Below are 13,218 nucleotides of genomic sequence, written 5' to 3' on the forward strand. Positions count from 1 at the left end.
AACCGTACGATCAACGTAAGAAGGAGGCCCGCCAGTGATCCAGATTAAACACGTAAACAAAAGCTTCGGAAGTGTGCAGGTATTGAAAAACATCGATTTAGAGGTGCAGAAATCACATGTCTTTGCGCTGATCGGGCCGAGTGGAGCGGGAAAGAGCACGCTCATTCGCAGCATAAATGCATTGGAGTCGATTCAGACGGGTGAGATCATCGTGGACGGAATTTCAGTCCATGACAAAAAGACGAATATCAACCAGCTGCGTTCGGACATTGGCTTTGTCTTCCAGTCATTCAATTTGTACCCGCATTTGACTGCTGTAGAAAACGTCGCCATCGCTCCGGTTCAGGTCAAGAAGGTTCCCAAGGATCAGGCGGAGGAAAAGGCGAAAAAGCTGCTAACCTCGCTCGGCTTGGGCGAGAAGTTCGGTTCGTATCCGAGCCAGCTGTCAGGTGGGCAGCAGCAGCGCGTGGCGATCGCGCGGGCGTTGGCGATGGATCCAAAAGTGATGCTGTTTGACGAACCGACGTCTGCTCTCGATCCCGAGATGATCAAAGAGGTGCTGGATGCGATGAGAAGCTTGGCCGCTACAGGAATGACGATGGTGGTCGTGACGCACGAGATGGGGTTTGCCCGGGAAATTTGCAATCAAATCGTCTTCATGGCGGATGGAGCGATCGTGGAAGTGGCACCACCTGAACAGTTTTTTACCCATCCCAAGACCGAGCGTGCAAAGGATTTCCTTTCCAAGGTTCTCAATCATTAGACTCTCTGCGTTCGGAGAAAAAGGAGGCGTGGATGTGAAAGCGGATTTGATCATTGCTCATGCGTATGTCATGACGATGGAGGGCAAGGGTGTCGGGATGATCGAGAACGGGGCGGTCGCTGTAAAAGGCGACACGATTCTCGATGTAGGAACAACAGAGGAAATTCTCGCAGGCTATCAGGCAGATCGAGTGATAGAAGCAAAGGGAAAGCTCGTCATGCCCGGATTCATTGACGCGCACATCCACAGCGGCATTTCCATTTACAGAGGAATGGCTCAGGATATGTCGCATTGGATGCAGAAAGGCTTGTGGCCGTTCAAGAAGAATACGACCCAGGAAGAGTCACTCGCCGGCTCTCTGGTGACGATCATCGAAGGAATCAAGGCTGGCACGACGACGTTTTGCGACTATGATTACGGCATGAACCGGATCGTACAGCATTACGCCAAAGTAGGGGCACGTGCCAGAGTAGCGGAAACGGTCAACGAGCTGCCAAATGACATCGGGAAAAATCCGGTCGGGGAGCTGTATCCCTTTGACAGAGGGCTAGGGGAACAGAGACTGCAGGACAATATCCGGCTGTTCGAGGAATGGCATGGGCAGGAAAACGGGCGGATCACGGTGCTGTTTGGGCCGCAGGGACCAGACATGATGAGCACGGAGCTGCTGCTGGAAGTCAAAGCATTGGCAGAAAAGTACGATACGCGCATCCATATGCACGTGGCGCAGGGTGACCGCGAAATCAATCAGATGATCAAGCGGTACGGCAAACGTTCCATCCCGTATCTCGATGAGCTCGGCTATCTGGATTCTCGCCTGATGGCGGTTCATCTGACGGAGGCCACTGTGGAAGAGGCGCAGCTCGTAGCCAGACGTGGTGCATCGATGATCTACTGCGCAGGCAGCATCGGGATCATCGATGGACTGGTTCCACCTGTCATGGACTTTTTGGAGGCAGGGGGTCAGGCGGCACTTGGCTCGGATCAAGCACCGGGAAACAACTGCAATAACATGTTCAATGAAATGAAGTTCGCTGCTATTCTAAATAAAGTGAAACGCTCCGACCCCCGGGTGTTTCCGGCGTGGCTTTCCTTGAGACTGGCAACGATCGAATCCGCCAAAGCGATCGGTCTGGCGCATGAAATCGGCAGCCTGAAAAAAGGGAAAAAAGCCGATCTTCTCCTTATCAATTTACAGGATCCGAGTCTTAGCCCCGTTTATACCGATCCAATCCGCAATATCGTACCCAATCTCGTATATTCGGCGAAAGGCAGCGAGGTGGAGACGGTCCTCGTCGACGGGAAAATCATCATGGAGGACCGCAAGCTGCTGACGGTAGACGAAAAGGAAGCAATTCGACAAGCACAGGAGGCAGCCGTGCAGATCAGCAGACGCTCCCGAGACGATATTGTGGCGGCGCACAGCGATGTTTATCAAATGATGGAGGACGGATATCTATGACAACGATCTATACGCATGGCCGCTTTTACACGTTTGACCAGAATCAGCCGACAGTCGAGGCAGTTGTTGTTCGAAATGGAAGAATCATCGATTTGGGAAGCCAGAGTGACATGCTTTTGCAGTGGGGGCGAGCAGACGCGGTGGTGAAGGATCTGGGAGGAAGCATGGTTACGCCAGGTCTCATTGACAGCCATCTGCACCTGTCTTCCATCGCGACGAAAATGATGACGATGGATCTCGGATCGATCACGACGAAGGGTCAGCTGCTCCAGGCGATTAAAGAAAAGGCTGACGAAACACCTGTAAATGGGTGGATTCAGGGAAGAGGCTGGGACGAAAACCGTTTCACCGAGGGCGGAATGCCGACCATCGAGGAGCTGGATCGGGTAGCTCCGCACTGGCCAGTTATCCTCACGAGGGTGTGCGGTCACGTCGATATGGTGAACAGCAAAGCGCTTGAGATCGCTGGGTATTCTCCTGATATGGATATTCCGTCTGGAGGAACGGTCGTCTTGGACCCTCAGACGAAGCGGCCGACAGGCATGCTGCTGGAAACCGCTGCGGAGATTATCGAGCGACACATCCCGGAGCCTACCTATCAGCAGTACAAGGACTCCCTGCGAGAAGCCATTCGCTACGCAATCCGTACAGGTCTGACTGGCGTACATACAGAGGATTTGCGCACCTTTGGCGGCATCGACCAAACATGGCAGCTGTACGATGAGCTGCTAAATCAGGAGCAGGAAAGGCTTCGCTGCAATCTGCTCATCTACTATCCGCATATTCAGCGCGTGCGGGAACTGGGGATGTACGCTGGGTACGGCAATGAAACGCTGCAAATCGGTGCAGTCAAAGTCTTTGCGGACGGCAGCTTTGGGGGCCGAACGGCATTGTTATCCGCGCCTTACACAGATGATGCGGGCAACGTAGGCAGTGAGATTCACGACAACGCCAGGCTTTATGAGATCTTCCGCGAGGCTCGGGCAGCGAATATGCCCATCGCGGTTCATACCATTGGTGATCTCGCGCTGGACAACGTACTGGATACCTTGGACCGCTTTCCTGCGGTTGCACTGCGGGATCGCATGATTCACACCTCTCTCCTGCGTCCTGATCAGCTTGCTCGACTGAAGCGTCCCACGATGATTGCCGATATCCAGCCGAGATTTGTGGTAGGCGATTTCCCTTGGGTAGCTGATCGCATTGGGCAAGACAGAGCGGATCAAGCGTATATTTGGAAGACCATGCTGGAGGCAGGGATCATGTGTGCAGGCGGCTCAGATGCACCAGTAGAGCCATTGGAGCCACTGCTCGGGATTCACGCTGCGGTTACGCGCCGTGCACCAAAAGATACGCATGCGGGCTACAACCCGGGTCAAAATCTGACGATCGAAGAAGCGCTGCGTATTTTCACATACGGCGGTGCACTCGCGACCAACGAGGAAACGGTCAAAGGTACCCTGAGTCGCGGGAAGTTTGCCGACATGACCGTCTATTCGCAGGATCTGATGAAGGTCGAAGCCGACGAGATTTTGAACACACAGATTGAGCGGACCATCATCGGCGGAGAGGTGTGCTATGAAAACGGCGGTAACAAAAACCTGGTAGAAATATAAGGAAGCGATGACAGTCTGAAATGTCGCGAGCTTAGATAGGAGAGCCAGCTTACACGGAACTAAACGTGTGGGTTGGCTCTCTTTTTTGCTCAATAGCTCTGCTCTTCCTTCCGTAAGTGGAGCTTTTTCAAATGGTACTGCAAGCTTTGACGTGTCATCCCCATTTGCTGTGCGGTCTTGGTGATATTCCAGCCCGACTGTTCCAGCAGATTAAGAATATAATCACGCTCAGCCGAAGAGACCGCTGTTTTCAGAGGGCGTGTCTCGTTTTTGCGTGAATGTGCGGTGCTTCGCTGGCTGTTTAGCGTTGCGCGCAGGTAGGCAGGCAAGTGGCTCAGATCGAGCAATTGCTGTTTATCATTCGAGCGGATCACCAGATTTTCGATAACGTGTTGCAGCTCGCGCACATTGCCTGGCCAACGGTAATACAGGAGCAGCTCCCGGAGACGATCCGTCATGCCTGTAATACTCTTGTTCATTGTTTTGTTATATAGCTCGATAAAATGGCGGAGCAGATAGGCGATGTCATCTTTGCGCTCCCGCAACGGTGGAATGTAAAGGCAGGAACGGGCGATTCGGTAGTACAGATCGAGTCGAATCTTGCCTGCAGTGATCAGCTCCTGGGGATCTTCGTTCGACGCACTGATGACAGCGCAGCGAATCGGTGTGACCGTGGTCGTGCCCAAGCGCCGGATCATGCGCTCCTCCAGCACACGCATCAGCTTGGACTGCAGTGCGATCGGCATCGAGTTGATTTCGTCGAGGAACAAGGTTCCGTCCTGGGCGAATTCAAACAGGCCTGTCTGATCCGTTGCACCGGTGTACGCTCCTTTTACCGCGCCAAACAAGGTGCTCTCCAGCAGGTTTTCTGGAATGGCTGCGCAATTGACAGCCACAAACGGACTTTTAGAGCGCTTGCTGAGGTTATGGATGCTTTGTGCGAACAGCTCTTTGCCTGTCCCTGTTTCGCCCACGATCAGAATGTCGGTGTTGTGAAGCGCAATATTCTCCGCCTCCTGAATCAGATTGCGAAAAGCAGGGCTGATCCCGGAAATGTCCGAGAACGTATACATGGCTCCCGTGCTAGGTCTCTCTTTACTCGCGCTGCTTGGGTCGGAGATGCGCCGTTTCAGCTCGAGCGTTTCGTGCAGCAAATCTTTCAGCTTCGTCTCGTTGGTGCTCACAGAAAATACCGCGATCGTTTCGCCATCTTTCACAATCGGATAGGTGCTATAGGTGACATATTGCGGCTTGCCTTTAATAGTAGCGTGCGCCCGATACTGCGCGATGATCGGAGTACCGGAGTCAAACACACGGCGATGCTCGGACAGCTCGGGGCTGTAATTGTAGGCCTCCCATAAATATTTACCTACGACCCTGTCGCTTACTAGCCCTTCCAGCTTCTCCTGCGCCTTGTTGTACAAAAGCATTTTGCCTCGATAATCGCTCAGGATGACGCCTTCGTCGAGAGAATCGATGATTGTCTCGAGGCAAGCGAGCCGCGCGTCCTTGTTTTCCAAAAGGTCCGTCAGTTCTTCGAGCATGAGAATGGTCATACGTGTCGTGGGGAGATCAAGCGGCTTGCAACGCAGCAGAAACTTTCTGCTCTGAGAGGTCGTAAAGGTCGTTGTTTGATCCTGCGCAGCAGGCAAGGCGAAAGGGAAAATATCCGCAGCGAGCATGCCGTTCTTTAAGGGAAAGCAGTCGTTCAAACGTCCTCCATGCCAGACGACACGGCTATTTTCATCCAGAATGACAACACCCGGCACGATTTCTGTCAGCAGGGTTCCAATCGCAGCAGCTTCAACCATTTGGTGATCACACTCCTGTTTGCCATTATGTACCTCTTTCAGAACTTTCGCTCAATTTACCATATCAGAAGGATGGGATTTCGAACAGAAGCGACTTTTTAAGTCTGCCGCAGATAAATTTGGCGGCAGATTTCTTTTGCGTTGGAGAGGAAAACAGGAGGAGGGGATGGAGAAGCCTTTGCCTGAAAAGCCTTGATGCAGCAAGGAAAACGGCTCTTTAAGGTCTGGCGTATTGATTTGGCACGGGGCTTGCTATTTAGAGAGGGCAGACAGAGAGGAGTAGCTGTGGGATGAACAAGACCAGCCACTCATTTTCTGAATCGATGATTTTCGCCAATAAAAACCAGGGGGGATCTCAACATGTCTCAATCCGAAATCACTTCGCAAAAGCCAGAAATACTTTACTCCGTCAAAGCCCAGCGCGGACCGGTTCTGCGATGCAAAGGCTGGCGGCAGGAATCCATTTTGCGCATGCTGGAAAACAACATGGAGAACGCGGAAAAGCCGGAGGAGCTCGTCATCTACGGCGGGATCGGCAAATGCGCACGGAACTGGGAGTCTTACCATGCGATCGTCCAATCGTTGAAAGAGCTGGAGGACGATGAAACGCTGGTCGTCCAATCGGGGATGCCAGTAGCAGTGTTCAAAACACATAAATTTGCGCCGACAGTCGTCATGGCGACGACCAACATCATGCGCCCATCGTGGAACACGTTCTATGACCTGCAGGATAAAAACCTGACAATCTTTGCCCAGTATACGGCAGCACCTTGGGAGTACATCGGGACACAGGGCGTGATCCAAGGAACATTTGAAACATTGTCTGCAATCGCACGCAAGCACTACAACGATACGCTCGTCGGAAAAATCCTGCTTACGGCTGGAGCAGGTGGAATGGGTGGTAATCAAACGAGAGCGATGACGATGCACGGAGGAGTCTGCATCCTGGTTGATGCCAACGAAGAGATTATTCGCCGCCGCATGAAGGTGGGCTATATCGACCTGCTTGCCGATTCGCTCGATGAAGCAATCCAGCTGGCGCGCGAGCATGCGAACGAGGGGCAAGCGATCGGGATCGCGGTAGTGGGCAACTCTGCCGATCTGTTCGAGGAAGCCTTCGCCAAAGGCTTCCGGCCGGATATCCTTACCTCGATGACACCGGCTCACGACCCGATCTCCTATTTGCCATCCGGCTATTCTGTGCAGCAAGCAGAAGAGCTGCGCAAAGCAGACCGTGAGTTGTACCTGGAAAAGGCGCGGGAGACGATGATTCGCGAGCTGCGTGTGACCAACAGGTTCTTTGATGAGGGTGTCCATGCGTTTGAGTACGGCACCAGCCTGCGCAAGGAATGTCGCGATGCCGGGATGCCAGAGGACGAAGCGATGAGGATTCCAGGCTTTGTCTCTGAGTATATCCGCCCGCTGTTCTGCGAAGGCCGCGGGCCGTTTCGCTGGGTCTGCCTCTCTGGAGAAGCGTCTGATTTAGCGAAGATCGATGAGATGGTGCTAGACAAATTCAAGGACGATCTGCTTGTCACCCGCTGGATCAAGCTGGCGCGTGAGCATATTCCCATCGAAGGGCTTCCCGCCCGCATTTGCTACCTCGGCTTCGGTCAACGCAAGGAGTTTGCCCTGGAAGTAAACGAAATGGTGCGACGCGGCGAACTGGCAGGTCCGGTGGCATTCTCTCGGGACAATCTGGACTCTGGCTCGATCGTCAACCCCACGTTTGAATCCGAAAAAATGCTCGACGGAGGAGACCTCATCTCCGACTGGCCGGTGCTCAACGGGCTGCTCAATGCAGTCGGCATGTGTGACTTGATCGCGCTGCAGGCGAACTACTCGATGGGCGAAGCGGTCCATACGGGCGTCACGATGATTGCGGATGGAACCGACGAAGCCAATATGCGTCTGTCTGTGTGCATGACGGTAGACTCTGGCATCGGTGTCGTGCGTCACGCGCAGGCAGGCTATCAGACGGCAAAGGACGTCGCTAACGGGAAAGGAAGCCTGACGAAGGAGAGCATCAAAGTGCCGCTCTGGTGGACGCCAAAAGCCACTTTCGGTCCTAAAGACCTGTAAGAAGAATAAGCGCAGCAGCATGTTTTCAATGAGGGGGGCCAAGAAGTCCCCCTACAAATGCAGGGGGGTGAAAGTATGGAGAGGAACGGAAAACCAAAGGCTGACCTGGTGATTTCGGGGGCAGCAGAAGTGCTGACTTGCACAGGGGACGGCATGGATTCCATTGGCAAGCTGACCAACGGCTGGATCGCGGTGGCAGGAGAGCGCATAGTGGCAGTCGGTTCACGTCAAGAAGTGACTGCGGCTGTGGATTGCGGACAGGCACAAGTGATAGAGGCTAGCGGCAAGGTTGTAGTGCCAGGGTTTGTCGATTGCCACACGCATACGGTTTTCGGTGGCTCGCGCGTGACCGAATACGCTGCTAGGATGACCGTGGACAATCCGGAGCAGCTCAAGAAAATGGGCATTGAGACGGGTATCCACGTTTCCGTGGGCATGACGCAGGCAGAGAGCGAAGAGGAGCTGTTTTTGTCTGCAAAAGAGCGACTGGTCCGCATGATGCACGCAGGAACGACCACCGTGGAAATCAAAAGTGGGTACGGCCTGACGCTGAAGGATGAGATTAAGATGCTGAACGTCAATGCCCGTCTGGGAAAGGAGCTGCCGCTCGATATTTGCAGCACCTTCCTCGGCGCTCACGGCTGGCCGGCTGATCTGCCAAAGGACGTCTATATCAGCATCCTGGTCGAGGAGATGATTCCGTGGGTCAGTGGACTCGGGATTGCTACGGCTTGCGATGTCTGGTGCGATGACGGGCACTACACAGCGGCAGAATCGGCGCGCATTTTGGAGGCCGGGCAAAAAGCGGGCCTGCAGCCGAAAATTCATACGGATTGCTACTCCTATGTAGGAGGATCAGATCTGGCGGCAGAGATGAGGATGCTTTCGGCGGATCACCTCAATTACACACCCAAAGCGGTGATGCGCAAGCTTGCGGATGCCGACGTACCGGGCGTCATCATGCCAGGGATCGATTTTGCTGTCCAGCATGCCCGCCCGTTCGATGCCAGAGCGATGCTGGACGCTGGGATGACGCTAGCCTTGGCGACCAACCTTTGTCCGGGCTGCTGGACAGAGTCGATGCAATTCGTCATGATGCTGGCGTGTCGTCTGTATCGGATGTCACCGGCGGAAGCGCTGCGAGCAGCCACGATAGGGGGAGCGAAGGCACTGGGACTTGCACATGACAGGGGCTCCATCGAAGCCGGTAAGCTGGCTGATCTGCAAATATGGAACGTTCCTAGCTACGAGCACGCCATCTATCGTTATGGTGTCAACGTCATTGATCAAGTGGTCAAACGGGGCAAGGTCGTTGTGGACCGGTCCTTGGTAGAAAGAGTGTGGGTGTAGATCGTGTGAAAGGGGACCTTTGCTATGAAGGATCAAGGTCGTACTGCGGATGCAATTGCCGTTAATGAAGAGCGTTTGTTGAACAGCTTTTTGGAGCTCGCCTGCATCAACGCACCGAGTGGAAACGAACAGCCTGTCGCCGACTACCTTGTTCAGCGCTTGACGAAGCTGGGATTTTCCCTGCAATTCGACCAGGCGCACCACGCGTTTGGCGGGAGCTGCGGGAATCTGATCGCCTGGTGGGAGGGGACGGATTCGGACATTCCACCCTTGTTTTTTTCTACACACATGGATACGGTGCTGCCGACAAAAGGTCTCGTGCCTGTGATTCGCGACGGCGTGATTTACTCGGACGGTACCACCATTTTGGGAGCGGATGACCGTGCTGCGCTGGCTGCCTATTTGGAAGCGATTGAGGTGATACAGGAAAAGGGAACACGCTGCGGCCCAATCGAGCTGATTCTGACCGTCAATGAGCAGCCTGGACTGGTAGGCGCCACGCATCTCGACTACTCGCTTGTACGCAGCGAGGCCGGCTACATTTTTGACAGCAGCGGCGACGTGGGCCAGATTATTTTGCAAGGACCGTACAGCAGCCGAATCTGGTGGGAGGTACAAGGGAAGTCCTCGCACATCGGGTTGAATCCAGAGGAAGGCATCAGCGCTTTCCTGATTGCAGCCGAGGCGTTGACCCGAATGCGGCTGGGCAAGATTGACGATCAGACTCTCGCCAATGTCGGCGTCATCGAAGGCGGAGAACTGACGTCCATCATCCCGGGGAAAGTCAAAATGGGGGCGGAGGTACGCAGCTTTTCGGCTGAGGGGCTCAAGCGACAGATAGAGCATATGGTCCAGACTGTCGAGGATGCCGCCATGCAGCACGGGGGCACAGCAACTGCGCGCATCGAGAAAAAGTACCTGGGGTTCCAGGCAGCTCCAGATGATCTTCACGTACGCACGGCACTGGCCGCTGCTGAAAAAATCGGAGTAGAGCCGTATCTGACGAAAACACTGGGAGGCGCGGATACCAACGTACTGAATGAGAATGGTCTTTCCTGCATCACGCTCGGACTCGGTTTTCGCAATATTCATACCTTCAAGGAACATATCAGCATAGAAAATTTGTTCAATACCGGCAAATGTGTCATTTCACTGATCGAGGAATGGCGTGCGGCCCACCAATAATGCCGGAAAAAGGAGGGGATTCCGAATGGAGCTTGCCACTGCGAGACTTACGCGACTGGTTGATGAGATCAAGGAAGAGGTCATTTTATGGCGTCGTCATTTACACCAGCATCCTGAGCTGTCCTACCACGAGGAGAAGACGGCGCAATTCGTGTATGACACCCTGAAGTCGTTTGGACAGATCGAGCTTTCCCGACCGACACGAACGAGTGTTGTCGGACGGCTGACTGGCAAGCTGCCGGGAACTGTGCTTGCTATTCGGGCAGATATGGATGCGCTTCCGATCACGGAGGAAAATGATTTTTCATTTGTCTCCCAAAATCGGGGTGTCATGCATGCATGCGGTCACGACGGACATACGGCGATGCTTTTAGGGGCGGCGAAAATCCTCGTAGGTCTACGAGAGGAGCTGTCGGGCGAGATACGCTTTCTCTTTCAGCATGCAGAAGAACAGTTTCCAGGCGGCGCGGAGGAAATGATGCAAGCAGGTGTGATGGAGGGCGTGGACATCGTGATCGGCAACCATCTGATGTCGCAGCTTCCCGTCGGTAAAGTTGGTGTGACCTACGGGCGGATGATGGCTGCCTCGGATGAGTTTTACCTGACAATCAACGGCAAAGGCGGACACGGTGGGATGCCGCAGCATGCAGTGGATTGTATCGCGATCGGCTCTCAGGTCGTAGCCAATCTGCAGCATATCGTAGCACGCAACGTCGATCCCCTCGACAGTCTCGTTTTGTCCGTCACGCAGTTCCACGGAGGTACGGCTACCAACGTCATTCCCGACACCGTATCCCTGTCCGGTACGGTGCGCAGCTTTGACAGTCAGCTGCGTGAATCGATGCCTGCTCGTATGGAGCAAGTGATCAAAGGGATTTGCGCAGCGCACGGAGCCTCCTATGATTTTACGTATCGCTTCGGATATCGGGCAGTGGTGAATGATCATGCGGTCGCGCGTGTGATCGAGGAGAGTGTGCGAGAAGTGCTGGGAGACGAGAGCTTTGAAGAATTTCGACCGGTTACGGGTGGTGAAGATTTCTCCGCCTTTTTGCAGAAGACACCGGGGGCTTTCTTTGTGACAGGTGCTGGCAATCCGGCCAAAGGCATTACGTATGCGCATCATCATCCGCGGTTCACGATTGACGAAGACGCGCTGGAAAACGGAGTGAAAGTGGCGGTCTATGCTGCATGCAAGCTGCTGGCTGATCGCAGACGCTGACCCCCAAAGGAGTTAGGAGGCATTGTCTTGAGAAAAATTCATTTTGTCTTGAGTGTTCTTCCGTTTGTGGGCTCGCTTGTGGTAATCAATCGTGTAGAGCCTTATGTCTTGGGCATGCCTTTTGTGATGTTTTGGGCCGTTCTCTGGATGGTTTTGACCTCTGTTTGCCTCCTGATCAGCAATAAACTGCTCACGGTCGAGAAGGAGGAGGAATAGGCGATGAACATGTCTCTTTTGATGATTCTGCTCTTTTTTCTGCTCTCGCTGTATCTCGGGTTTCGCGCGCGTAAAGGCAAGCAGATGAACTTCGAGCAATGGGCAGTCGGCGGACGAAGCTTCGGAACACTTCTCGTCTTTTTGCTGATGGCTGGCGAAAATTTTACTACCTACACGTTTCTGGGGGCTAGCGGAGCGGCTTACGGTCTGGGTGGGCCAACGATTTATGTGTTCAGTGCCCTGTGCTACATCGTGATGTACTGGGTGACACCGATCGTCTGGCGCTATGGCAAGGAGCACCGGCTGTTGACCCAGTCTGATTTTTTTCAGAGCAAGTACAACAGTCCGGCGTTGGGCGTGCTTGCCGCTGTCGTCGGGGTAGTCTCGATGGTTCCATACTTGGTGCTGCAGCTAAAAGGGCTTGGCATCATCGTATCGGAGGCCTCCTACGGATTGATCTCGCCGACCGTAGCCGTCTGGATCGGGATGCTGTCTGTCGCGTTTTATGTGATGGTGTCGGGGATTCATGGCTCTGCGTGGACAGCGGTCATCAAGGATATTGTGATGCTGGTCGTGATCGTGTTCGTCGCGCTCTACTTACCGTATCACTATTACGGCGGGTTAAAGCCGATGTTTCAGGCGATCGATGCAGCCAAGCCGGGCTTTTTGCTGGTTCCTGACAAAGGTTTGAGTGTGTCCTGGTACATCTCCACCTGCATCCTGTTCGCTTTCGGGGCAAGCATGTGGCCGCATATGTACAGTGCGATTTTTACGTCAAGAACGGAGAGTGCTTTGCGAAAAAATGCGGCGCTTACTCCACTGTATCAACTGGTGTTGGTGCTGGTGCTGTTTATCGGCTTCGCGGCGATTCTGCAAGTACCGGGGCTGCAGGGCCCAGATATGGATCTCGCCTTGTTCAAGATGGCGAAAAATGTGTTTGATCCCTGGTTCGTCGGTGTGATTGGCGCAGCGGGGATTTTGGCGGCGCTCGTACCCAGCTCCCTGCTTTTGATGGCAGCAGCTACTCTCTTGTCCAAAAACGTCTACAAGGTCTGGAAACCGCAGACGCCCGATGACCAGCTTGCGCGTATTACCCGTTGGCTCGTTCCGGTCATTGCTCTCATCTGCCTCTACTTTACCTTTCATGGCGGAAAGACGATTATTACGCTGCTGATTATGGCATACGGCTTTGTGACCCAGCTGTTCCCGGCACTAGTCTTCAGTCTGCAGCGCAAAAACGTGCTGACGCTTCAAGGAGCGTTCTGTGGAATCATCGCGGGAGTCGTCGTCGTTGGATATGTGACCGTCACGAATATGACGATGGACAAGATCTTTCCTTTTTTCCCGCAAGCGGTTAAAGATCTAGATATCGGAATTGTGGCGTTGATCGTCAATGTGGTCGTTTCACTCGTAGTCAGTATGGCGACGCGTCATCTGGACCTGGGTAAAAGAGGGCAAGCCGATGCAGCCGTGTAGCTTTCATAGCTTACAAGCAAAAAGGGCGAACCAATCAG

At 53.8% G+C, this 13,218-nt stretch carries 9 protein-coding genes and 1 pseudogene; 9 read left to right on the forward strand and 1 reads right to left on the reverse strand.

From position 1 onward, the window contains the following. Positions 1 to 22 precede the first annotated feature (22 nt). The 3 genes and pseudogenes from EDM59_RS14170 to EDM59_RS14180 all read left to right on the forward strand — a co-directional run. A pseudogene (locus tag EDM59_RS14170) lies at positions 23 to 763 on the forward strand (amino acid ABC transporter ATP-binding protein); the annotation flags it as partial. A gap of 34 nt (positions 764 to 797) precedes the next feature. Next, entirely contained in the window at positions 798 to 2,225 is a 1,428-nt protein-coding gene (locus EDM59_RS14175; RefSeq protein WP_122924199.1) for an amidohydrolase family protein, read from the forward strand. Next, a complete protein-coding gene (locus tag EDM59_RS14180; protein WP_122924200.1) occupies positions 2,222 to 3,841 on the forward strand; it encodes an amidohydrolase in 1,620 nt (539 codons plus the stop codon). Before EDM59_RS14175 ends, EDM59_RS14180 begins: the two co-directional genes overlap by 4 nt. A gap of 89 nt (positions 3,842 to 3,930) precedes the next feature. On the opposite strand, the gene EDM59_RS14185 is transcribed toward EDM59_RS14180, so the two are convergent. Then, the gene (locus EDM59_RS14185; protein ID WP_122924201.1) at positions 3,931 to 5,652 is read right to left on the reverse strand and encodes a sigma-54 interaction domain-containing protein; all 1,722 of its coding nucleotides are present in this window, start codon (positions 5,650 to 5,652) and stop codon (positions 3,931 to 3,933) included. Between the two features lie 360 nt (positions 5,653 to 6,012). Here EDM59_RS14185 and EDM59_RS14190 point away from each other — a divergent pair, with 360 nt between their 5' ends. The 6 genes from EDM59_RS14190 to EDM59_RS14215 all read left to right on the forward strand — a co-directional run bounded on the left by EDM59_RS14190 (position 6,013) and on the right by EDM59_RS14215 (position 13,180). Further along, positions 6,013 to 7,734 (forward strand): urocanate hydratase, encoded by a 1,722-nt coding sequence (locus EDM59_RS14190; RefSeq protein ID WP_122924202.1) that lies wholly within the window; start codon positions 6,013 to 6,015, stop codon positions 7,732 to 7,734. Positions 7,735 to 7,809: 75 nt separating this feature from the next. Continuing rightward, positions 7,810 to 9,084 (forward strand): imidazolonepropionase, encoded by a 1,275-nt coding sequence (gene hutI, locus EDM59_RS14195; RefSeq protein ID WP_122924203.1) that lies wholly within the window; start codon positions 7,810 to 7,812, stop codon positions 9,082 to 9,084. A gap of 24 nt (positions 9,085 to 9,108) precedes the next feature. Continuing rightward, on the forward strand, positions 9,109 to 10,269 hold the full coding sequence (locus EDM59_RS14200; protein ID WP_122924204.1) for a M20/M25/M40 family metallo-hydrolase: 1,161 nt from the start codon (positions 9,109 to 9,111) through the stop codon (positions 10,267 to 10,269). 25 nt (positions 10,270 to 10,294) lie between these two features. Further along, the gene (locus EDM59_RS14205) at positions 10,295 to 11,488 is read left to right on the forward strand and encodes a M20 family metallopeptidase (RefSeq protein ID WP_122924205.1); all 1,194 of its coding nucleotides are present in this window, start codon (positions 10,295 to 10,297) and stop codon (positions 11,486 to 11,488) included. A gap of 27 nt (positions 11,489 to 11,515) precedes the next feature. Further along, on the forward strand, positions 11,516 to 11,704 hold the full coding sequence (locus EDM59_RS14210) for a DUF3311 domain-containing protein (protein ID WP_122924206.1): 189 nt from the start codon (positions 11,516 to 11,518) through the stop codon (positions 11,702 to 11,704). A gap of 3 nt (positions 11,705 to 11,707) precedes the next feature. After that, positions 11,708 to 13,180, forward strand: a complete 1,473-nt coding sequence (locus EDM59_RS14215; protein ID WP_122924207.1) for a sodium:solute symporter family protein — start codon at positions 11,708 to 11,710, stop codon at positions 13,178 to 13,180. The last annotated feature ends 38 nt before the right edge of the window (positions 13,181 to 13,218 follow it).

Origin of the sequence: Brevibacillus nitrificans (assembly GCF_003710965.1) — a bacterium.
Taxonomy (GTDB): domain Bacteria; phylum Bacillota; class Bacilli; order Brevibacillales; family Brevibacillaceae; genus Brevibacillus; species Brevibacillus centrosporus.